The sequence below is a fragment of the Brevundimonas mediterranea genome (assembly GCF_011064825.1).
In the GTDB taxonomy this organism is placed as follows: Bacteria; Pseudomonadota; Alphaproteobacteria; order Caulobacterales; family Caulobacteraceae; genus Brevundimonas; species Brevundimonas mediterranea_A.
Genome location: NZ_CP048751.1, coordinates 736,220 through 756,360 on the forward strand (window position 1 = coordinate 736,220; position 20,141 = coordinate 756,360).

The window sequence follows — 20,141 nt, forward strand, 5'->3', positions numbered from 1 at the left end:
TTCAGGGGAGGGTGGTCGAGCGCAGCGAGACCGGGTGGGGGCGGCCCAGAATGGCCAGGATTGCCAAGGCCAGAGCCATGCGAAAATCCATGAGCCCGCCGGAAGCGCGGCTTTGGCTGTCGCTGCGTCGCCTGCGCGCACAGGGCTTTCACTTTCGACGCCAGCACCCCCTGCTTGGCTATTATCTCGACTTCGTCTGCCTCTCGCGAGGACTGGTGGTTGAAGTCGATGGCGGTTCGCACGAGGGGCGCAGCGACTGGGATCGACGACGCGACGACGCCCTGTTGCAGGTGGGGTTGAAGACGCTTCGCATCCCGGCCGTCGATGTCAGGGATCGCCTGACAGATGTTGTGGACTTCATCTTACGCGAGCTTGAGGCGGCCGCCCCCACCCGGCCGCTGCGCGGCCCCCCTCCCCGGGACGGGGAGGGAGACTAAGGCGCTGAAGGACTGACGGCCCGCTCCTCAACCTGCGGCCATTCCAGCCGGTCGCGCGGCAGGGCTTCACGGCATTCGTCGCGCATGAAGGCCATCAGCTTCTCGCGGATTTCGCAGCGCAGGTCGAAGGCGACGCCGGCGGAGCGGGCGCTGGCCAGGCAGCGGACCTGAAGCACTCGTGCGGTGATGTCGGTCACCTGCATCACCTGGACATCGCCGTCCCACAGCTTGGACGCCTTGACGATCCCCTCGAACGCCGTGCGCAGCCGGTCGATCGGGGCTTCGTAATCGACGTAGAAGAAGGCCGAGCCGATCAGGCGGGCGTTCTCTCGCGTCCAGTTCTGGAACGGCGTCGAGATGAAGTAGGACAGGGGCAGGACCATCCGCCGCCAGTCCCACAGCTTGACCACCACATAGGTTGCGGTGATCTCCTCGACATTGCCCCACTCGTTCTCGACGATGACGGCGTCGTCCAGGCGGATCGGCTGGGTCAGGGCGATCTGGATGCCCGCGACCATGTTCGTCAGGATCGGCTGCAGGGCCAGACCGGCGATGATGCCGACCACGCCCGCCGAGGCCAGCAGGCTGACGCCCCACTGGCGGAAGCCGGCGATGGTCATCAGGGCCAGGCCCACGGTGACGATGAACAGGATCACCTTGGCCACCCGTTGCAGGATGCGGGTCTGGGTCAGGTGTTTGCGGGCGAGCAGATTGTCCTCGACGGCGATATTGTACCGCTTCAGGTGCATCACCGACCACATGTCCAGCAGGCCCGAGGCCAGCCAGCCCAGGGTCAGGACGAACAGGAAACGCAGCACTTCGCGGATGTCGGCCGACGGCGCGGGATCCATTGGCGAGACGGTCACGCCGATGCCGATGCCGATCAGGATCATCATGACCCGCAGCTTCTTGCGCGCCCGCTCGACCACGCCGCGCCAGAAGACGTCGCGGTTCTTCACCACCCGCCGCAGGATCATGAAGACGATCTTGTGCGCCACCCATCCGCCTGCGACGAAGCCGGCCGTCACCAGCACGATCACGGCCCATTCGGGCAGCCAGTCGAACCGGCGCCACAGGTCATGAATCTGGCGGGTCAGGGCGGTGATTTCAGGAGGCATGCGTAAGGGACGCATTGACGCCGAATGGGTTCCCGCAAAGCTTGGCGAACGGGGTTCAGCCCCTCGCCGTCTTCTCCACCAGATCGGCCAGGCGCTGCGCCGCATCGGGGATGGCGACCGAACGCGCCGCCGCCGACATGGCCGCCAGACGCCCCGGGTCGGACAGCAGTCCCTCCAGCGTCACCGTCAGGCCCTGAACCGTCAGATCATCCTCCAGCACCATCTCCGCCGCCCCGGCGTCGACCAGGGCCTTGGCGTTCAGGCGCTGGTGGTCGTCCATGGCGATCTTCAGCGGAATCAGCACCGACGGCAGGGCCGCGACGGCCAGTTCGGCGCAGGTCGAGGCGCCCGAACGGCCGACGACCAGATGCGCCTTGGACAGACGCTCGGCCATGTCGCGGAAGAAGGGCGCGACCTCGGCCTCGATCCCGGCCTCCAGATAGATCTGACGCGCGGTCTCCAGCGTCTCGGGCCGCGACTGCTGCTGCACCTTCAGACGACGGCGCAGGGCTTCCGGCAGGGCGGCCAGGGCGCGGGGCGTGGTCTCCGACAGGATGCGCGCCCCCTGGCTGCCGCCCGTCACCAGCACCTGGATGGGGCCGCCGTCGACCGGGGCCGCATAGGCGCGGTCGAACAGGGCGCGGATCTCGCTCCGCACCGGCGAGCCGACGACGTGCGACCGGCCCTGCACCCTGGCCGGCGCCCGCTCCAGCGTCGGGAAGGACGAGGCCACTTCGCCGACATAGGGGGCCAGGATGCGGTTGGTGCGGCCCAGGACGGCGTTCTGTTCGTGAATCACGGTCGGCCGCTGCGACGTCACCGCCGCCACCAGGGCCGGCGCCGACGGATAGCCGCCGAAGCCCACCACCACGTCCGCCCCCAGCCGATCGAAGGCCGCGCGCGCCTGCATCACCCCCTTGAAGATTTGAACCCCCGCCTTGATCAGGCCCAGCGGACCCGAGCCGGTCGCCGCATCCAGGGCCAGACGTTCCTCGGCCGGGAAGGCGTGGGCGTATTGCTCGCCGCGATGATCGGTCGCCAGCACCACGCGCCAGCCGCGCGCGGCCAGTTCACGCGCCAGGGCCTCGGCCGGGAACATGTGGCCGCCGGTGCCGCCGGCGGCGACGACGCAGAGCTGGGTCATGGGTGCGGTCTCCGAAAAACACCGTCTGAATAGTCTGAAACCCGGACGACAGGGAGCGGGATCACCGACGCTCTAGCGCGCCAGAACGATCTCGCAGCCCGGCGCGATCACGGCCTGAAGGGCGCCCGGCTTCTCGATCCGCACGGTCGCCCGCCGCACCCGCCGGTCCTCCAGACAGGCCCGCGCCAGCCGTTCGGCGAAGGTCTCGACCAGGCCCACATGGCCCTCGGCGGCGATGGCGCGCGCCGCATTGGCCACGGTCTCGTAGTTGATGGTGTCGCCCAGCCGTTCGATCGGCCGCGGCTCCAGCTCCAGCGTCACATCGATCACCAGCCGCTGCAGCCGCCCCTGCTCGTGGTCATAGACCCCGATCCCGGCCTCGACCTCCAGCCCGCGCACGAAGACGCTCAGCCGTTCGAAACGCAGCGGCTCGTCCGCCGGAAACGGCGTCACCTGAGAGGACTGGACCACGCGCTACTCCTGGATGTCGGGGGTGCGCCAGGCCAGGTGCTGGCCCCCGTCGACGGCGATCATCTGGCCCGTGACCATCCGCGCGTCAATGAGCCACAGCACGGCCTCGGCCACCGCCTGCGGGCTGCCGGGCGTCTGCAACAGGGTGCCGCGCGCCTCGGCGGCGAATTCCTCGGGGGTCTGGTGGATCGACGGCAGGGTCGGCCCCGGCCCCACGGCATTGACCCGGATGCCCGGCGCCAGGGCCTGGGCCAGGGTCCGGGTCGCCCACCACAGGCCGTTGCGCGACAGGCTGTAGGAGAAGAAGCGCGGATCCGGCTTCAGCACCTTCTGATCCAGCAGATTGATGATCACGCCTTCCACGGCCTGGGCCGCGAAGGCCTCGGCCAGCACCAGGGGCGCCCGCAGATTGGTCTCGATATGCCGGTCCCAGCTGTCGCGCGTCAGGCCGCCGACCCGGTCGTCCTCGAACACCGAGGCGTTGTTGACCAGCACCGTCAAAGGCCCCAGCGCCTCGACCGCCGCCGGAACCAGCGCCCGCACCTTGGCCTCGTCCGTCAGGTCCGCCTGCAACAGACACGCGCGCCGCCCGAGGCCCGCGATCTCGTCGGCCAGGGTCCGGGCGTCCTCGCCCGACGCATGATGATGAATCGCCACGTCGAAGCCCGCCCGCGCCAGGGTCAGGCAGATCTCCCGCCCGATCCGCCGCGCCGCGCCCGTGACCAGGGCGACGCCCCGCGCCGGGGCGACGCCGGCGGGCGCCGCCGGGACTTCAGTCAACCCGACCGAACTCGAAGACGTTGAACGCCGCGATGACGGCGACGAAGCCGAAGATGATGCCGAGAGCCAGCATGGGATGCTCCTGTGTCTGATCTTCGATTAGAGCGGTCCGGGGCGCGGTTCAAGCGGGGGCGGGTTTGGGGGGCGATGAATAGCTCGGCGACGTCAGTAATTGACGGCTGCCATAGGCCAACAGTCTACAAGGCTAGTTTGATTAAGGTTTCCTAGACACCGACAGGTTGTTGCCCCTATCTGGAAACTGAAAAAGCGGACATTGATGCCTTGGGGGGCAAATGACGATCGATATCAGCCGTCTCGCGAGCGACCTGAAGCCCGAGCGCACCGTTTTGCTTTTCGGCTCCGGCTCTTCAATTCCATCCCTCGTGCCCGGCGTGAAGGAGTTGCAGGAGGCCTTGCAGTCAAAATTCGGCGTTGCAAGCACCTATAGCCTAGCTGAACAAACGGAAATTATCGAAATTCAGAAGAATGACCGTCGCCCCCTTATCGAGTTTCTCAGAAGCCTTATAGAAAACAAGAGACCGACGGGAGGGATTTTAAACTTACCATTATTCACATGGAAGAGCATATTCACGACCAATTATGACAAGCTAATCGAAATAAGCTACAATCGTCGGTCGCGTCCCTATGTGGCGTACTCGTCGAATTTTGATTTCGGGCGAGAACGCCCGGCAGATTCTACGCAGATTTTTAAGCTGCACGGCACCATCGACAAGGATGTCGTCGATGGGGATCGGTCACGAATAATCCTTACGTCGAGCGACTACGACCTCACAGAAGAATACCGTGAAAACCTATTCGACCGGTTTAAGTCTGACGTAGGCGAAGGCGATCTACTCGTGATCGGCCACTCTCTGGCTGATCCTGACATCAAGGAAGTGGTGGAGAGAGCCGCGCGTATCCGGCAAAAGGCCGGTGGCCAAGGAGCAATCACGGTTCTTTCTTATTCGCCCGACGCCAATCTCGCTTCTATCTTGGAACGCAAGGGAATTACGGTCTGCTTCGGTGGGCTGGACGATCTCTTCGCCGCTCTCTCGAAACGAGTTGCACCGGACCTTTTGGTCGCGTCAACATCATCGTCGGACCCGCTGGACATTGTCTCTTCGCTTCGCCCTGCGACCGTCGATGTGCGGCATTCGCTGGAGATTGGGCGCCCAAACGTCGCTGCCATGTTTAATGGTTGGTCTGCGTCCTATCCCGACGTGAAAGCGGGTCTCACCTTTGAACGGGTTGTCGCGAGCGACGCGGCCAAGGCGCTCGCCAACAGGAAGCATCAGATAGTCACGATTCTTGGGCCGAGCGGCGTTGGGAAGACTACCGCAGCCAGGCAGGCGCTGACAATCTTGTCCGGCCAAGGGGTATTCTGCTGGGAACATAAAACGGACCAGCAGCTATCGGCAAAAGATTGGCGAAAAGTCGCAGGGATACTTGAAAAGGAGGGCAAGCAGGGTTGCCTCCTGATTGATGATGCCCATTCCGAACTGACCGAGATTAACGATCTGATCGATTATCTTGTTACGGATAAGGTGACGGTTCTGTCGCTCATTCTGACGTCGTCGAAGAACCAGTGGTACCCTCGAGTGAAGACACCAGGATTTCACAATCGATCACGCGAATACCAGTTTAATCGAATCAACGAAATTGAGGTTGATCGACTCCTCGACCTGCTAGACCGGGTTCCTGAAATCAGCCGTCTCGTCGGTGATGCGTTCACTGGGTTCACGAGAAGCGAGAGAAAGCAGAGACTTATAAGTCGCTGCGATGCCGACATGTTCGTGTGTCTGAAGAACATATTCTCTTCCGACCAGTTCGACAGCATCGTGCTCAAGGAATACGCAGATCTCTCGCGGGAAGCCCAAGATGTGTACCGAGCCGTAGCGGCGATGGAGAGTGCTGGCGTTCGTGTCCATCGGCAGCTGGTTATCCGGCTATTGGGCATTCCGTCTATGTCGATTGCTCCAACGCTCGCCGGACTGCAGGACATCGTACATGAGTACACCGTCAACCAAAGAGAAGGCGTGTACGGTTGGCGCGGAAGACATCGCGTGATCATGAATATCATTGCCGAGCACAAATATTATAGCGTCGACAAGAGGTACGACCTATTCGAGCGTGTGATCGATAATCTTTCGCCCAGCTACGACATTGAGGTTCGAACGATTAACGAACTCTGCAATGTCGACACCGGTCTGTCCACAATACCGGATAAGCGCCGCCAGAATGCATTGCTGCGCAAGATGATGTCGGTTGCGCCTCATGAACGCGTACCCCGTCACCGACTGATCCGCAATTTGATCTCGCTGGACGACTATGACGCCGCTTCTACGGAAATCCGCGTATTCGACGCAGATTTCCGTCTGGACGGTCCGACGACCCGGTATTCAATTGATCTGCAGGTCGCCCGCGCGACCAAGACGGCTGGCATACTCGATGAAGATCGCATCGCGATCCTTCAAAAAGCCTGCGAAGCTGCGGCGGCAGCCGCGTCTCGGTTCAAAGACAATAAGGCCGTCATCGGCGCATATTGCGAGGCGGCGCTACATTTGGCTCGTCTAGGAGGAGACAGGCAGTTCTTCGATGACGCTATCAGAGCCTTGCGTGCTGCAGAACTAAAGACAGGGGATCGCCACATCACTTCGATGATTTCGCGCTTCGAAAATATGATTTCTCGGTTAGACGTTGAAATTCCTGATGGCGAAGACTTGGATGATGTGGTGCCGGAGATCGTCGATTAGCGTGATACTTGTTTGGCTATCGGGCGAACTCGGTGATGAGGAGCATCACAATTACAGACTTGGTCCATCCACAGACCGCTGGCTGGTTCGAAGCGCATTGCTGGGCGCAGCAAAACGTTTTTGCTCCCCCAAAGGGTCAGCATTCCGACCAAGCGCCAACTTCCGCTCCATGGCGTGACGGCACCTAGTCCACGCTGCAGCCCCCCTCCCCTTCCCTCCCGCCCCCAAAGATGATCGAACATCCCGCCACACACCACGGCCGGGGGCGGATACATCGATGAACTGGCGTCAGCGCGTCGAACCCTTCACCCGCCCCGTCTTCTTCGCCTGGTCGCGGCTGTCGCGGGGCAAGACGCTGGGCGTGCGGGCCGTGGCGGTGGATGCGGACGGGCGGGTGGCGATGGTCCGGCACACCTATCTGGCGGGCTGGTGGCTGCCGGGCGGCGGGGTGGACCGGGGCGAGACCACCCATGAGGCCGTGGTGCGCGAGCTGCGCGAGGAGACCGGGCTGATCGCGCGGGCGGCGCCGCGCCTGGTCTCGCTGCATGCCAACGAGCGGTTCTTTCCCGGCGATCATGTCGCCGTCTTCGTCATCGACGCCTTCGACCGGGGCGAACGCACCAGCCACGGCGAGATCGCCGAGGTCGGCTGGTTCGCGCCCGACGCCCTGCCCGCCGACGTCAACCGGGGCTGTCGCGCGCGGCTGGCCGAATGGTTCGACGGCGTACAAATCGATACAAATTGGTGAGGCGGACCGGACGGCGCACGGCGTTATTCTGAGGGTCACGAAAGGACGTATCATGCCCGTCTCCCGCCGCGCCGCCCTGCTGGGCCTGACCCTCTCAACCCTGGCTGGCCCGGCCCTGGCGCAGCGCCGCCTGGGGCGCCGACGCGACCAAGCCGGCGGCAGCGCGGCGGCCCCCGTCCACACCTGGGCCTTCGGCCCCGACCCGCTCCAGGCCTATGACGTCTATGCGGACCATGGTTCCGGACCGATCCTGGTGTTCGTCCACGGCGGCGGCTGGTCGCGCGGCGAGCGGGCGATGGTCAGCGAACTGCCCGCCTACGCCCAACGGCACGGCCTGACCCTGGCCTCGACCAGCTATCGTCTGGTTCCCGCCGTCAGCGCCCGCGAATCGGCCATGGACGTCGCCGCCGCCGTCGCCGATCTGAAACGCCGCCTGCCGGGTCGCCCCCTCTATCTGCTAGGCCATTCGGCCGGCGCCCATCTGGCCGCCCTGGTCGGGATCGACCCCGACTATCTGGGAGCGGTCGGGCTGAAGCCGTCTGATCTGGCGGGGGTCATCCTGCTGGACGGGGCGGGCTATGACGCCACCGCCCCGCGCGGCGACGACCGGATCGATCAGTGGCTGGGCCAGACCTATGACCAGGCTTTCGGCGACCAGGCGGCCGCCCTGTCGCCGACATTGCGCGTCCGCCCCGGCGTCGCCTATCCGCCCTTCCTGATCTTCCACGTCGCGCGGCGTCAGGATTCGGCCGTCCAGAGCCGCGACCTGGCCCAGGCCCTGACCCGCGCCGGCGGCCGGGCCGAGGTCGTCGCCGCCCCTGACGACAGCCACATGACCATCAACCGCGGCTTCGGCGTCGCCGGCGACCCCGAGGGCGAACGCGCCGCCCGCTTCATCTCGGGCTAACAAACGGCCGAGGGCATGCTAGCCAGAGGCCATGAACCCCTCCCTGATCGCCATCCTCGTCGTCGTCCTGGCCGGGGGCGCCACCGCCCTGCAGGCGCCGACCAACGCCAAGCTGGCCACGGCCGTCGCCTCGCCGGTCAACGCCGCCTTCATCTCCTTCGCCGTGGGCACGACCGTGCTGGGGATCGTCGCCGCCCTGATGCAGACCCGGCCCGACATGGCCGCCGCCCGCGCCCTGCCCTGGTACGCCTGGCTGGGCGGGGTGTACGGCGCCTGTTTCGTGGTCGCCGCCGCCTGGGGCGTACCGCGCCTGGGCGTGGCCATGACCATCACCCTGATGGTCGGCGGCCAGCTTCTGCTCAGCCTGATCCTCGACCATTTCGGCGCCCTGGGCGTGCCGCGCCAGCCGCTGAACCTGGGCCGGATCGCCGGGGTGGGGCTTGTTCTCGCCGGCGTCCTTCTGGTTCGCCGGTCTTGAGCCTATATCCCCCCGGATGACCGAGGAGACGCTCGATTCCAACCTGAAGGCCGCCGCCCTGATCGCCGACGAGGCGCGCCGGGCCCCCGACAAGCCGGGCGTCTATCGCATGTATGGCGAGGACGGGTCCTGCCTCTATGTCGGCAAGGCCAAGTCGCTGAAGAAGCGGATCGTCCAGTACGCCCAGGGTCGGTTCCACACCCAGCGCATCGGCCTGATGGTGGCCCAGACCCGGTCGATGGAGCTGGTCGTCACGGCGTCAGAGACCGAGGCCCTGCTGCTGGAATCCAACTTCATCAAGAAGCTGAAGCCGCGCTTCAACGTCCTGCTGCGCGACGACAAGTCCTTCGCCGAGCTGATGATCCGCAGCGACCATCGCGCCCCCCAGGTGAAGAAGCATCGCGGCGCCCACACCACGCCGGGCCACTATTTCGGCCCCTTCGCCTCGACCTGGGCGGTCAACCGGACCCTGAACACCCTGCAGAAGGCCTTCTTGCTGCGCTCCTGTTCCGACAGCGTCTACGAGACCCGGACGCGGCCCTGCATGCTGCACCAGATCAAGCGCTGCTCGGCCCCCTGCACCGGCCTGATCAGCCTGGAGGACTATGGCGAACTGGTCACCGAGGCCGAACAGTTCCTGCGCGGCAAGTCCCGCGCCGTCATCGGTCGCCTGTCGCAGGAGATGCAGGCGGCGTCGGACGCCATGGACTTCGAACAGGCCGCCCGCGTCCGCGACCGCATCCGCGCCCTGTCCGCCATCTCGATGGAGAACTCCGTCAGCGCCGACAGCGTGGCCGAGGGCGACGTCTTCGCCCTGCACAGCGACGGCGGCCAGGCCTGCGTCCAGGTCTTCTTCTATCGCGCCGGCCAGAACTGGGGCGGCCGCGCCTATTTCCCGCGTGTGGACAAGACTGACACCGACCCGGAGATCCTGGCCGCCTTTCTGGGCCAGTTCTACGAGGACAAGCCGATCCCGCGCCTGATCCTGTCCAACGTCCGCCCGCACGAGCTGGAGCTGCTGGAAGAGGCCTTCTCGATGAAGGCGGACCGCAGGATCGAGATCGTCCGCCCCATGCGCGGCGAGAAACTGGCCCTGGTCGACCACGCCCTGACCAACGCCCGCGAGGCCCTGGGCCGCCGCCTGGCCGAAAGCTCGGCCCAAGGGAAGATCCTGGACGAGGTCTGCGAGGCCTTCGGCCTGGAGACCCGGCCCGAGCGGATCGAGATCTACGACAACGCCCACATCCAGGGGACCAACGCCGTCGGCGGCATGGTCGTCGCCGGCCCCGACGGCTTCCAGAAGTCGCAGTATCGCAAGTTCAACATCCGGGGCGAGGATCTGACCCCCGGCGACGACTACGGCATGATGCGCGAGGTGATGCGCCGCCGCTTCGCCCGCCTGGTCAAGGACGAGGAAGAGGGCGAGGACGCCGTCCGCCCCGACCTGCTGCTGATCGACGGCGGCGCGGGCCAGCTGGCCGAGGTGCTGGCCGTCTTGGCCGACCTGGGCCTGGACGACATCGCCGTGGTCGGCGTCGCCAAGGGGCCGGACCGCGATGCAGGGATGGAAAAGTTCTTCATGCCCGGCAAGCCCCCCTTCATGCTGCCGCTGAAGTCGCCGGCCCTCTACTACCTGCAACGGCTGCGCGACGAGGCCCACCGCTTCGCCAACGGCGCCCACGCCAAGCGCCGCTCGATGGACATCAAGAAGAATCCCCTCGACGAGATCGAAGGCGTCGGCCCCGGCCGCAAGAAGGCCCTGCTCCACGCCTTCGGCTCCGCCAAGGGCGTCAGCCGCGCCTCGGTGGCGGACCTGCTGAAGATCGACGGAATCAACCAGGCCCTGGCCGAACGCATCCACGCCTTCTTCAGGAAAAGCTGAAGTTCGGCCTCGGCCTTGCGGCCTCGTGGCCGTTGAGTCCGGATTGAAGCGAGGCTACAGGCGAGTCATGAGCGACATCGACGACGAACTCACCGCCGGATACCGCAGGTTCCGCACCGAGCACTGGCCCGCCGCCCGTGCCGAGTACGAAGCCCTGGCCGAGTTGGGCCAGAAGCCGCACACCCTGATCGTCGCCTGTTCCGACAGCCGCGCCGATCCGGCCCTGATCTTCGACGCGGCGCCCGGCCAGTTGTTCGTAGTACGCAACGTCGCCAATCTGGTCCCGCCCTACGAGCCTGACGGCCTGCTGCACGGGGTGTCGGCGGCGCTGGAGTTCGGGGTCAAGGTGCTGAACGTGCGCCGCATCGTCGTCATGGGCCATGCCCACTGCGGCGGGGTCGACGCCATGTTGAACGGGGCGCCCGACATCTGCGCCGACTTCGTCGCCCCCTGGGTGGCCCAGGGCTCGGCCGTCGTCCGCCGCGTCGCCGAGGAAGTGTCCGAAGATCAGGTCGAAGGCGCCGCCGAAGAGGCCGTCGTCCGCCTGTCGATCGAGAACCTGCGCACCTTCCCCTGGATCGCCGAGCGCGAGGCGGCCGGCGAACTGACCCTGACCGGCCTGCATTTCGGCATCGCCGACGGCGTCCTGCGCGCCCTGACGAACAAGCCGCGGTTCGAACCGTTGGCGTGACTTGCGCGAAGTAGTGGAAAACACTACTATTGAACCATGGAACGGACGATCACCGCGACTGAGGCCAATCGCGAGTTCTCGCGCATCTTTCGCGAGGTGGCGTCTGGCGAGTCCTACGTCGTCACCGCGCACGGCAAGCCGCTGGTGCGGATTACGCCTGCAACCGCCGGCGAGCCGACAGACGATGAACGCGTCGCTCGGCTGCACGCCCTTGTGGACGATTTGGCCGCCCTGCCCGCCCGCGCGCCCGGACGCATCACACGTGAAGACGGTTACGCTTGAAACTGGCGCTCGACACCAACGTTCTGGGTTACGCCGCCGGCATCGGTGATGACGAACCCAAGCGTCAGCGCGCGTTAGGGGTGCTGAAGACGCTCGCCAAGCAGAACCTCGTCATCCCGACCCAGGTTGCCGGCGAGTTCTACAACATCCTGACACGCAAGGGCGGACACCCGCCGAAGGTCGCCAGGAAGATCGTGCTGGACTGGAGCGCTGGCGTTGGGCTGACCGCCGCCTCGGCCACGACCATGGACGCCGCGCTGGAGGCCGCGGCCTTCTTCAATCTACAGATCTGGGACGCCTTGATCCTGACCGTCGCCGCCGAAGCGGGCTGCGGCCTTCTGCTTTCCGAAGACATGCAGGACGGCTTCGTCTATCGAGGCGTGACCATCGCCAATCCGTTCGCGGAGACGCTTCATCCCCTGCTCGCGTCCCTGCTGGAAATCCTGCCATGACCACCTATCCGCACCGCGCCAATCCGATCCCGAATATCCTGACCGGCATCCGCCTGTTCGCCGGTGTGGTGATGTTCGCCATGATGGCCGGCGCCGCGCCGGGGGCGCTGGACGCCTGGCTGTCGCCGGACACCCAGGCCAAGTTCGGGATCTGGGCCTTCTGGATCTTCGTCATCGCCGCCTCGACCGACTGGGTCGACGGCTTCCTGGCGCGCCGCTGGAACTCGACCACGCGGTGGGGCGCCATCCTGGATCCGATCGCGGACAAGGTGTTGATCACGGGGGCTATCCTGGGCGTGCTCGCCTCCGGCTCCCTGCCGGGCATCGCCCTGCCCTGCGGCCTGATCCTGTTCCGTGAGTTCGCGGTCTCGGCCCTGCGCGAGACCATGGCCGGGCGGATCGAACTGCCCGTCACCCTGGCCGCCAAGTGGAAGACCACCGTGCAGATGGTCGCCCTGGCCGCGCTGCAACTGACCCTGTTGTGGAACGCCTTCGGCCTGCAGGAGCCGGACGGTTCGCCCCTGTCGTGGCAGCCGGCGTTCGAATCCTTCGCCGTCTTCCTGATCTGGTTCGCCGCCGTCATCACCCTGTGGACCGGCTGGCAGTATTTCCGCGAAGCCAAGCGCCAGATGCGGGATCTCTAGGGCCTGAGCGTCAGACCCGCCGGCGTCGCCTCGAAAGCGGACAGCCGACCCAGATAGCTCATGCCCAGCAGCGAATAGGTCAGGCCTTCCTCGACCACCAGGGCCTCGACCTTATCGACCCGAACCCCCGCGACCGAGATCGTCTTCAGTTCGACCGGCGCGGCCCGCACCACGCCCGAGGCGGTCTGGACCTTGCCGGTGAAGGCTTCCGGCGCAGGATCGACACCCAGCCGACGTGCGTCGGCGCGCGTCAGGGCCACCACGCTGGCGCCCGTATCCACCAGAACCTGGACCGCACGGCCGTCGATCCTGGCCTGCGCCCAGTAGTGACCGTCCGGCCCCTTGACCACCTGGGTCGGGGTTCCGGACGCGGAAGCCGCAACAGCGACATCGGCGGAAGCCGCCATGGCTGTCTCTCCGCCGTCCAGATGACGGATCGTGAAAGCTGTCGCGAACGAGGCCATGAGGGCGACGCTCAGCACGGCGGCGGACTGAAGGTCGATGCGGATCATGCACCCTGCCTATCCGACCCAGGTTGGAATGCGGTGAACCGACTTGGCTGACGAAAGCTTAAGCCCCGAGCCGTCCTAGCCCAGCTTGGCCGGGTCCACCCGAGACCGCCGGGACGGCAGATCCGCCATCACCGCCGCCCTTTCCGCGTCGCTGAGCGCGCGCCAGCCGGCGATCTCGCCTAAGGTCCGGAAACACCCCAGACACAGGCCGCTTTCGCCATCGACGGCGCATACCATGACACAGGGCGTGGCGATCGATTTCGGCGGCCCGGCCGGGCGCGGGACCCTGCTCAATGTGACACCATCAAGAAATATACTCCGCTTGCTGATCGATAAATTTGCAATTTCCGCAAAACTGCCTATCTTGGGCTCTGACGCGAAACGACTGATGGTGAGATTCCATAGGTACGACGCGTCTCTTTTCATCGTTCTGCGAAAGGAGACGCCAAAATGAACGATAAGGAGCGTAACCTCCAACACGCCATGATGTCCTTCGCCCTGTGGGGCGGGATGCTGGTCAACAGTCGGCACATGCCGTCGAACTCGGGACGGGCGGTCAGCCATCCGTCCAACTTCGTACCCTATACGCCCAAGAAACCCTGACGGCCTCGAAAGCCCGACGTGCAGCAGCCCCGGTCCGCGCCGGGGCTTTTGCAATTCCGGGCTTGCGTAACGCGGCGTCGGCGTCCGATGACGGAGGCGGAACGAGGAGACGACCGATGGGCCTGATCGCCGAAACCAGACAGGGCGCGATCCTGATCTGGACGCTGGACCGCGAGACCCGGCTGAACGCCCTGCCCGACCTGACCGACGGCGACGAATTCGCCGACGCCTGCGCCCGCGCCAACGCCGACATGACGGTCAAATGCGTGGTCCTGACGGGCGCCGGGCGCGCCTTCTCGGCCGGCGGCGACCTGACCGCTATGCGAGACCGGCGCGACCTGTTCGAAGGCTCAGGCGCCGAGATCCGCGCCCGCTATCGCCGCGTCGTCCATCGGATCGTCCGCAGCCTCTATGATCTGGAGATCCCGCTGGTCTCGGCCGTCAACGGTCCGGCCATGGGCCTGGGCTGCGGCATCGCCGCCACCGCCGACATCCGCATCGCCTCGGACCGGGCCAGCTTCGGCGTGCCCTTCCTGAAGCTGGGCATCATTCCCGGCGACGGCGGGGCCTGGCGGCTGCCGCGCGACGTCGGCTACGCCCGCGCCGCTGAAATGCTGTTCACCGGCCGCAGCATCGACGCCGAGACGGCCGAGCGCTGGGGCCTGGTCAATCGGGTCGTGCCGCACGACCGGCTGATGGACGAAGCCCTGATCACCGCCGGCCAGATCGCGGCCCAGCCGCCCCAGGCCCTGCGCATGGCCAAGACCCTGATGCGTCAGGGCCGCGACCAGACCTTCGAACAGATCCTGGAGCTGTCGGCCGCCATGCAGGCCCTGGCCCACATGACCGAGGACCATCTGGAAGGCGTGAACGCGGTGCTGGAGAAGCGGCCGGGAGACTTCACCGGCCGCTGACCCGCCGGCTTACGACTGGCCGGCCGAACGCATGGCCTGGTTGGGCCCCACTCCGGCGCTGGCCGGGCGGGCGACGCCCGCCTTCTGGCCCGGCTTCATGAACTTCACCAGCACCCGCTGCCCGATCAGGAAGGGGGTGTTGTCGGCCGAAACCACCACTTCGACCACCCGTTCGTCGGTCCTGGCCGAGGGATCCTCGGACTGCAGCTGACGGGCGCCGAAGACTGCGGCGCGGCGCAGGACCCGCCCGACCGAAATCTTGGTCGGATCCCCCTCGGGCGTCAGTTCGACCTCCTGACCGACCGTGACATTGGGCAGGTCCGCCTCGACGATCTCGGCCCGCACGATGCGGTCGGTGTCCGGCTCAAGGTCGAACATGGCGGTGACGTTCAGGGTCGAGGCGCCGGCGCCGGGCTGGGCGTAGCGGCGGGCGATCCGACCGTCCATAGGCGCGCGGATCACCGTCAGTTCCTGATTATAGCGGGCCTCGTCCAGACGCGACTGGGCCGTCTGGATCGCGGCCTCCTGCGACGCGAGACGCGCTTCGGCCTGGGCGATCTGATCGCGGGCCTGATCCAGACGCTGGGCGGCGACGAAATTGGTCGAGGCCAGCCGCGACAGCCGGTTGTACTCGCGCCGGGCGGCGGTCAATTCGACGCGCGTCAGCCCCAGCTGCGCGCGGCTCTCCGACACAGCCGCAGCCGCGCTCTGCGCCGCCAGACGGGTCTCGTCGTCCTCCTGTCGCGCCAGGATCTGGCCGGTGACGACCCGGTCGCCCTCGTTGACGAAGACTTCACGCACCACGCCGCCGCGACGCGCGGCGACCTTGATCACCCCGCCCTCGACGTCGGCCTTGCCGTTGGCGATGGCGGCGTAGGGGCTGTCGATCTTCTGGGCGGATTCTTTCTCGACCTGGGCCTTCTTGGCCGCCCCGGCCTTGCTGAAGGCCATGAAGCCGACGACCAGGACGATGATCAGGACCAGGCCGATCCAGAGCCATTTGTTTTTGAGGAAGGCGGGCATGACGGTTCAGTCCGTTGGAAAAGGGTCTTAGTGGGACGCCAGCTGGGCGTCGGGATCAGGAGTGCGGCGCTGATCGTCCAGGATCCGGCCGTCCTCGATGTGAATGACCCGGTCGGCCCAGGCTTCCAGGCGCGGGTCGTGGGTCACGCAGATCACGGCTGCGCCGTGTTCGGTTGCGGCCCGGCGCAGCAGGCGGATGACCACCTGGCCGTTTTCGCCGTCGAGCGCCGAAGTCGGTTCGTCGGCGAACAGGATCTGCGGGTCCTTGGCCAGAGCGCGGGCGATCGCGACGCGTTGCTTCTCGCCGCCGGACAGGGCGTTGGGCCTCTGGTGCAGACGATGACCCAGGCCCACTTCTTCCAGCGCCGTGGTGGCGCGCTTCTTCGCGTCCGCCGACGACAGCCCCTGGTACTTCAGCACCGTCATGACCTGCTGCAGGGCGGTCAGGGACGGGAACAGGTTGAACCCCTGGAAGATGAAGCCGCAGTGGTCCAGGCGGAACTTGTCGATCCGACCCGAGCCGTAGGTCCACAGGTCGTCGACGTCCAGTATGTCCACCCGCCCCTCCTCGGGCTTCAGCAGGCCCGAGAGGTTGGCGATCAGGGTGGACTTGCCGGAACCGGAGGGGCCCATGACCATGGTCAGGTCGCCGTGCCGCGCATCGAAATCGACGCCCTTCAGGACTTCGACCCAGCTGCGGCCCGTCTTGAACCGTTTGACCAGGCCCTTGGCTTCGATGGCGAAGTCGCCGTGTTTGCCGTGCACTTTCGTATGAGTGTTCATCGCAGCAGGTCCGCCGGCTGGCTGTTCTTGAGGACGCCCAGCGACAACAGACCGGACAGCAGGGCGATGACGATCAGCATCAGCGACACCATCATCACCATCATGGGCGGGAAGGACATGGTCAGGCCCGAACCGGCCGCCAGCAGGCTGACCCCCCAGGTCAGGACGAAGGCCGCCAGCACCCCGGCGATCCCGACCCAGAAGCTGAGCTCCAGCACGATCCAGCGCAGCGACCCCATGGCGACGCCCAGGGCGCGCAGCGAGGCGAACTCCTTGATATTGGCCATGATGGCGCCGCGCAGCGTCTGCCAGGTGATCGCCACCCCGATCAGCACGCCCAGGAACAGCGAAAAGCCCAGCATGATGGCGATGAAGCTCTCCTTCATCATCGCCCCTTCATTGGCCTTGGCCAGATCCTGACGCGTCCAGGCCTTGAACTGACCGTTCGAGATAGAGTTCAGCTGGGCGACCACGATGGGCGCGCGCGCCGGATCCTTGATCTGCACCATCAGCGGTCCGACCCGTTCGCCGGTGTTGGCCTCGCCCAGCATCCGCAGGGTGTCGCGCGACATGACGACCGTCGCCTGCATCATGTTGGGATAGCCCTGGGTCACGGCCGCGACCCGGACCGTCTTGCCGTTGTAGCTGGCCTGATCCCCCAGCTTGACGCCCAATCGCCCCAGCGCCGTCTGGTCCACCGCCACCGCATAGGGCTGACGCAGAGCCTCGACCAGGTCGTCGGAATAGTCGACCGGCACCGTCACCGCGCCAGGCACGGCGTCGATGGTGGTGACGTTGACGAACTCCATCTTCTTGGCGCCGGGCGCGGCCGGGTCGCCGCCGGGCTCCTTATCCTTGACGATGTTCTGCCAACGACCGCCGGAACCGTCCAGATCGGCCACGGCCAGGACTTCCGGATGCTGATAGACCACCGGCATGATTCGCCGCGGCACGCCTGAGGGGCCGCCGTTGAACAGGGCGGTCGCGCCCGGGCTCAGAATCATGATGTCGGCGCGGGCCCGATCGATCTGGGCCGTGAAGGCCTTGCCGATGCCCATGAACATGCCGACCTGGGCCAGGACGAGCAATCCCGAGAAGGCGAGCGCCACGACGGCCGCCATGTAGCGACGCCACTCGTAGAGCAAGGTTGATAGCGCAAGCGACATGGTTGTCGATAAATCCCCGATACGTCCGTCTATCTGAGCGAGCGCGGCATCACGGCCAAGTTAAATCGGGGTAAGGCTTGCTTTTGACCCGTGCGACCACGGGCCGTAGGGCAAAGACCGTCTCGCCTCTTGGCGGCGTCGCCGAAACGGCGCTAGTTACAAGTTAACAGGCGGACCATCCTCGCTCCGCCCTCTGTAGGAAACCCCGCATGTCCCTGCCGTCCCTTCGTCTCACCGCCTCGCTGGCCGCCCTCGGCGCCGCGACCGTCGTCCTGTCCGCCCCCGCGACCTCGGCCCGCGCCGACGAGGGCATGTGGACCTTCGACAACTTCCCCATCGCCACGGTGAACGAAAAGTACGGCACGAACATCGACCAGGCCTGGCTGGATCGCGTGCGCAACGCCGCTGTCCGCCTGCAGGGCTGTTCGGCCTCGCTGGTCTCGGGCGAAGGCCTGATCCTGACCAATCACCACTGTGTCGTGGGCTGCGTCCAGGACCTGTCCAGCGCCGAGAACGACTACGTCAAGAACGGCTGGATGCCCGCGACCCGCGAGGAAGAGAAGAAATGCCCCGGCCAGACGGCCGAGATCCTGACCGACATCACCGATGTGACCGACCGGGTCGTCGGCGCCGGCGCCGGGCTTGAGGGCGCCGCCTTCGTCCAGGCCCGGGCCGCCGAGATCGACAAGATCCAGAAGGAGGTCTGCGGCGACGACCAGAAGCTGACCTGCCAGGTCATCAGCCTGTACCGCGGCGGTCAGTACAAGCTGTACAAGTTCCGCAAGTATGACGACGTGCGCCTGGTCTTCGCGCCCGAGTTCCAGGCGGCCTTCTTCGGCGGCGACCCGGACAACTTCAACTTCCCGCGCTACGCCCTGGATGCCGGTTTCCTGCGCATCTACGAGGACGGCAAGCCGGTCGCCACGCCGAACCACCTGGCCTGGAACCCCAATGCGCCCAAGGAAGGCGACGTCACCTTCGTCGCCGGCAACCCGGGCTCGACCTCGCGCCTGCTGACCATGGCCCAGTTGGAGGCCCTGCGTGACCAGCAACTGCCGCTGACCCTGATCCAGACCTCGGAACTGCGCGGTCGCCTGCTGGAATATTCGACCACCGGCGAAGAGGCCAAGCGCGTCTCGGTCGATCCGATCTTCGGCCTGGAGAATGGCTTCAAGGTCTATTACGGCCAACAGGGCGCCCTGACCGACCCGGCCTTCATGGCGACGAAGCGGACGGCCGAACAGGAACTGCGCCAGCGCGTCGCCGCCGACCCGGCCCTGGCCCAGCGCATCGGCGACCCGTGGGCCGAACTGGAGCGCGTCGCCGCCGCCCAGCGCGACCTCTACCTGCCCTACCGCCAGTTGGAAGCCGCCGCCGGCCAACGCTCGTCACTGTACAGCTACGCCAAGTCCATCGTCCGCGCGGCCAAGGAGCGCGCCAAGCCGGTCGCCGAACGCCGCGCCGGCTATTCGGACGCCGACATCGCCTCGCTGGGCCGCCGCCTGGCGACCGAGACGCCGATCTCGAACGATCTGGAGAAGATCTATCTGGACTTCTGGCTGTCGAAGACCCGCGAATATCTGACCGTCGACAACGCCGACGTGAAGGCCCTGCTGGGCAAGGAAAGCCCGGAGCAGATCGCTGAACGCCTGGTGGATGGCACCCGCCTGGCAGATCCGGCCTTCCGCGCCCAGGCCCTGGCCATGACGCCGGAACAGCTGGCCGCCTCGGGCGACCCGCTGATCGCCTTCGTCCTGGCCAATGACGATGCGGCCCAGGCGATCCGCACCCAGTGGGAATCGGCCGTGTCCGGCCCGACCAGCCGCGCCGGCGAAAAGATCGCCCAGGCCCGGTTCGCGGTCTACGGCACCAACCTGTACCCCGACGCCACCTTCAGCCTGCGCCTGTCCTACGGTCAGGTGAAGGGCTGGACCTATCGCGGCGTGACGGTGACGCCCTTCACCGAGATCGGCGGCCTGTACGAGCGCAACACCGGCGCCGAGCCCTTCAACGCCGCCGAGGACTGGATGGCGGCCGAGGGCAAGGTCAACAAGTCGACGGTCTATGACTTCGTCTCGACCAACGACATCATCGGCGGCAACTCGGGCTCGCCCGTGATCAACGCCAAGGGTGAAGTCATCGGCGCCGCCTTCGACGGCAACATCCACTCGCTGGGCGGCAGCTTCGGCTACGACGGCGAGCTGAACCGCACGGTCACCGTCTCGACCGCCGCCATCACCGAGGCCCTGCGCACCGTCTACAACCAGCCCCGCCTGCTGCGCGAACTGGGCGTGCGGCGCTAATACCGACGCATAAGCGCCTCTCCCTCCCCCTCGGGGGAGGGGGGTCGCGA

General features: G+C 66.2%; 22 protein-coding genes. 13 read left to right on the forward strand and 9 right to left on the reverse strand.

Going from position 1 to position 20,141, the window contains the following annotated elements; all coding sequences use genetic code 11:
- The first annotated feature begins 50 nt into the window (after positions 1-50).
- Complete coding sequence (locus GYM46_RS03675) at positions 51-437, forward strand: endonuclease domain-containing protein (RefSeq protein WP_035310524.1); 387 nt, start codon at positions 51-53, stop codon at positions 435-437.
- Here GYM46_RS03675 and GYM46_RS03680 read toward each other — a convergent pair.
- The 4 genes from GYM46_RS03680 to GYM46_RS03695 all read right to left on the reverse strand — a co-directional run bounded on the left by GYM46_RS03680 (position 434) and on the right by GYM46_RS03695 (position 3,950).
- Positions 434-1,555, reverse strand: coding sequence for a mechanosensitive ion channel family protein (locus GYM46_RS03680; protein ID WP_008262698.1), 1,122 nt, complete (start codon positions 1,553-1,555; stop codon positions 434-436). The genes GYM46_RS03675 and GYM46_RS03680 overlap by 4 nt on opposite strands.
- 55 nt (positions 1,556-1,610) lie before the next feature.
- Positions 1,611-2,699 carry an undecaprenyldiphospho-muramoylpentapeptide beta-N-acetylglucosaminyltransferase gene (gene murG, locus GYM46_RS03685; RefSeq protein WP_008259100.1) on the reverse strand — a complete coding sequence of 363 codons (1,089 nt, stop codon included), beginning with the start codon at positions 2,697-2,699 and terminating at the stop codon, positions 1,611-1,613.
- Positions 2,700-2,771: 72 nt separating this feature from the next.
- Complete coding sequence (gene folB, locus GYM46_RS03690; protein ID WP_008259843.1) at positions 2,772-3,170, reverse strand: dihydroneopterin aldolase; 399 nt, start codon at positions 3,168-3,170, stop codon at positions 2,772-2,774.
- Positions 3,171-3,173: 3 nt separating this feature from the next.
- Positions 3,174-3,950 carry an SDR family oxidoreductase gene (locus GYM46_RS03695; protein WP_008262999.1) on the reverse strand — a complete coding sequence of 259 codons (777 nt, stop codon included), beginning with the start codon at positions 3,948-3,950 and terminating at the stop codon, positions 3,174-3,176.
- 293 nt (positions 3,951-4,243) lie between these two features.
- Here GYM46_RS03695 and GYM46_RS03700 point away from each other — a divergent pair, with 293 nt between their 5' ends.
- The 9 genes from GYM46_RS03700 (at position 4,244) to pgsA (ending at position 12,787) form a co-directional block, all read left to right on the forward strand.
- Positions 4,244-6,703, forward strand: a complete 2,460-nt coding sequence (locus GYM46_RS03700) for an SIR2 family NAD-dependent protein deacylase (RefSeq protein WP_008264040.1) — start codon at positions 4,244-4,246, stop codon at positions 6,701-6,703.
- Between the two features lie 277 nt (positions 6,704-6,980).
- Positions 6,981-7,451, forward strand: coding sequence for an NUDIX domain-containing protein (locus GYM46_RS03705; protein ID WP_008259138.1), 471 nt, complete (start codon positions 6,981-6,983; stop codon positions 7,449-7,451).
- A 52-nt stretch (positions 7,452-7,503) separates the two neighbouring features.
- Positions 7,504-8,358, forward strand: coding sequence for an alpha/beta hydrolase (locus tag GYM46_RS03710; protein ID WP_008263779.1), 855 nt, complete (start codon positions 7,504-7,506; stop codon positions 8,356-8,358).
- Positions 8,359-8,389: 31 nt separating this feature from the next.
- Positions 8,390-8,836 carry a DMT family transporter gene (locus GYM46_RS03715; protein ID WP_008259965.1) on the forward strand — a complete coding sequence of 149 codons (447 nt, stop codon included), beginning with the start codon at positions 8,390-8,392 and terminating at the stop codon, positions 8,834-8,836.
- 16 nt (positions 8,837-8,852) lie between these two features.
- The gene (gene uvrC / locus GYM46_RS03720) at positions 8,853-10,718 is read left to right on the forward strand and encodes an excinuclease ABC subunit UvrC (RefSeq protein ID WP_008261183.1); all 1,866 of its coding nucleotides are present in this window, start codon (positions 8,853-8,855) and stop codon (positions 10,716-10,718) included.
- Positions 10,719-10,785: 67 nt separating this feature from the next.
- Positions 10,786-11,409 (forward strand): carbonic anhydrase, encoded by a 624-nt coding sequence (locus GYM46_RS03725; protein ID WP_008261644.1) that lies wholly within the window; start codon positions 10,786-10,788, stop codon positions 11,407-11,409.
- Positions 11,410-11,445: 36 nt separating this feature from the next.
- Complete coding sequence (locus tag GYM46_RS03730) at positions 11,446-11,691, forward strand: type II toxin-antitoxin system Phd/YefM family antitoxin (RefSeq protein WP_035309584.1); 246 nt, start codon at positions 11,446-11,448, stop codon at positions 11,689-11,691.
- Positions 11,688-12,143, forward strand: a complete 456-nt coding sequence (locus GYM46_RS03735) for a PIN domain-containing protein (RefSeq protein WP_008259070.1) — start codon at positions 11,688-11,690, stop codon at positions 12,141-12,143. Before GYM46_RS03730 ends, GYM46_RS03735 begins: the two co-directional genes overlap by 4 nt.
- Entirely contained in the window at positions 12,140-12,787 is a 648-nt protein-coding gene (gene pgsA, locus GYM46_RS03740) for a CDP-diacylglycerol--glycerol-3-phosphate 3-phosphatidyltransferase (RefSeq protein WP_008262640.1), read from the forward strand. The genes GYM46_RS03735 and pgsA overlap by 4 nt, the downstream gene beginning before the upstream one ends.
- Here the strand turns inward: pgsA and GYM46_RS03745 are convergent.
- Together GYM46_RS03745 and GYM46_RS17005 are read right to left on the reverse strand one after the other, a co-directional pair.
- A complete protein-coding gene (locus tag GYM46_RS03745) occupies positions 12,784-13,299 on the reverse strand; it encodes a retropepsin-like aspartic protease family protein (RefSeq protein ID WP_008262498.1) in 516 nt (171 codons plus the stop codon). The two genes, pgsA and GYM46_RS03745, sit on opposite strands and share 4 nt — an antisense overlap.
- 75 nt (positions 13,300-13,374) lie before the next feature.
- Complete coding sequence (locus GYM46_RS17005; RefSeq protein ID WP_197019785.1) at positions 13,375-13,725, reverse strand: DUF1289 domain-containing protein; 351 nt, start codon at positions 13,723-13,725, stop codon at positions 13,375-13,377.
- Between the two features lie 24 nt (positions 13,726-13,749).
- Here GYM46_RS17005 and GYM46_RS03755 point away from each other — a divergent pair, with 24 nt between their 5' ends.
- A complete protein-coding gene (locus GYM46_RS03755; protein WP_164952605.1) occupies positions 13,750-13,902 on the forward strand; it encodes a hypothetical protein in 153 nt (50 codons plus the stop codon).
- A 116-nt stretch (positions 13,903-14,018) separates the two neighbouring features.
- Positions 14,019-14,816 (forward strand): crotonase/enoyl-CoA hydratase family protein, encoded by a 798-nt coding sequence (locus GYM46_RS03760; protein WP_008263585.1) that lies wholly within the window; start codon positions 14,019-14,021, stop codon positions 14,814-14,816.
- A gap of 9 nt (positions 14,817-14,825) precedes the next feature.
- On the opposite strand, the gene GYM46_RS03765 is transcribed toward GYM46_RS03760, so the two are convergent.
- From GYM46_RS03765 to GYM46_RS03775, 3 genes are read right to left on the reverse strand one after another with little or no spacing between them, the layout of a single operon-like run.
- Positions 14,826-15,839 (reverse strand): HlyD family secretion protein, encoded by a 1,014-nt coding sequence (locus GYM46_RS03765; protein ID WP_008261649.1) that lies wholly within the window; start codon positions 15,837-15,839, stop codon positions 14,826-14,828.
- A 27-nt stretch (positions 15,840-15,866) separates the two neighbouring features.
- Positions 15,867-16,622 (reverse strand): ABC transporter ATP-binding protein, encoded by a 756-nt coding sequence (locus tag GYM46_RS03770; protein WP_035309575.1) that lies wholly within the window; start codon positions 16,620-16,622, stop codon positions 15,867-15,869.
- Entirely contained in the window at positions 16,619-17,788 is a 1,170-nt protein-coding gene (locus GYM46_RS03775; RefSeq protein ID WP_035309573.1) for an ABC transporter permease, read from the reverse strand. Before GYM46_RS03775 ends, GYM46_RS03770 begins: the two co-directional genes overlap by 4 nt.
- A gap of 209 nt (positions 17,789-17,997) precedes the next feature.
- Between GYM46_RS03775 and GYM46_RS03780 the strand changes: the two genes are divergently transcribed.
- The gene (locus tag GYM46_RS03780) at positions 17,998-20,091 is read left to right on the forward strand and encodes a S46 family peptidase (RefSeq protein WP_008260601.1); all 2,094 of its coding nucleotides are present in this window, start codon (positions 17,998-18,000) and stop codon (positions 20,089-20,091) included.
- The last annotated feature ends 50 nt before the right edge of the window (positions 20,092-20,141 follow it).

What these genes read in the sequence shown, in the direction of transcription:
- uvrC (WP_008261183.1), top strand. Translation starts at nt 8,853, where the DNA reads ATGACCGAGGAGACGCTCGATTCCAACCTGAAGGCCGCCGCCCTGATC.
- GYM46_RS03760 (WP_008263585.1), top strand. Translation starts at nt 14,019, where the DNA reads ATGGGCCTGATCGCCGAAACCAGACAGGGCGCGATCCTGATCTGGACG.
- GYM46_RS03675 (WP_035310524.1), top strand. Translation starts at nt 51, where the DNA reads ATGGCCAGGATTGCCAAGGCCAGAGCCATGCGAAAATCCATGAGCCCG.
- GYM46_RS03730 (WP_035309584.1), top strand. Translation starts at nt 11,446, where the DNA reads ATGGAACGGACGATCACCGCGACTGAGGCCAATCGCGAGTTCTCGCGC.
- GYM46_RS03780 (WP_008260601.1), top strand. Translation starts at nt 17,998, where the DNA reads ATGTCCCTGCCGTCCCTTCGTCTCACCGCCTCGCTGGCCGCCCTCGGC.
- GYM46_RS03765 (WP_008261649.1), bottom strand. Translation starts at nt 15,839, where the DNA reads ATGCCCGCCTTCCTCAAAAACAAATGGCTCTGGATCGGCCTGGTCCTG.
- murG (WP_008259100.1), bottom strand. Translation starts at nt 2,699, where the DNA reads ATGACCCAGCTCTGCGTCGTCGCCGCCGGCGGCACCGGCGGCCACATG.
- GYM46_RS17005 (WP_197019785.1), bottom strand. Translation starts at nt 13,725, where the DNA reads ATGAAAAGAGACGCGTCGTACCTATGGAATCTCACCATCAGTCGTTTC.
- GYM46_RS03775 (WP_035309573.1), bottom strand. Translation starts at nt 17,788, where the DNA reads ATGTCGCTTGCGCTATCAACCTTGCTCTACGAGTGGCGTCGCTACATG.
- GYM46_RS03770 (WP_035309575.1), bottom strand. Translation starts at nt 16,622, where the DNA reads ATGAACACTCATACGAAAGTGCACGGCAAACACGGCGACTTCGCCATC.
- GYM46_RS03715 (WP_008259965.1), top strand. Translation starts at nt 8,390, where the DNA reads ATGAACCCCTCCCTGATCGCCATCCTCGTCGTCGTCCTGGCCGGGGGC.
- GYM46_RS03725 (WP_008261644.1), top strand. Translation starts at nt 10,786, where the DNA reads ATGAGCGACATCGACGACGAACTCACCGCCGGATACCGCAGGTTCCGC.
- GYM46_RS03710 (WP_008263779.1), top strand. Translation starts at nt 7,504, where the DNA reads ATGCCCGTCTCCCGCCGCGCCGCCCTGCTGGGCCTGACCCTCTCAACC.
- GYM46_RS03705 (WP_008259138.1), top strand. Translation starts at nt 6,981, where the DNA reads ATGAACTGGCGTCAGCGCGTCGAACCCTTCACCCGCCCCGTCTTCTTC.
- GYM46_RS03680 (WP_008262698.1), bottom strand. Translation starts at nt 1,555, where the DNA reads ATGCCTCCTGAAATCACCGCCCTGACCCGCCAGATTCATGACCTGTGG.
- GYM46_RS03745 (WP_008262498.1), bottom strand. Translation starts at nt 13,299, where the DNA reads ATGATCCGCATCGACCTTCAGTCCGCCGCCGTGCTGAGCGTCGCCCTC.
- pgsA (WP_008262640.1), top strand. Translation starts at nt 12,140, where the DNA reads ATGACCACCTATCCGCACCGCGCCAATCCGATCCCGAATATCCTGACC.
- GYM46_RS03700 (WP_008264040.1), top strand. Translation starts at nt 4,244, where the DNA reads ATGACGATCGATATCAGCCGTCTCGCGAGCGACCTGAAGCCCGAGCGC.
- GYM46_RS03755 (WP_164952605.1), top strand. Translation starts at nt 13,750, where the DNA reads ATGAACGATAAGGAGCGTAACCTCCAACACGCCATGATGTCCTTCGCC.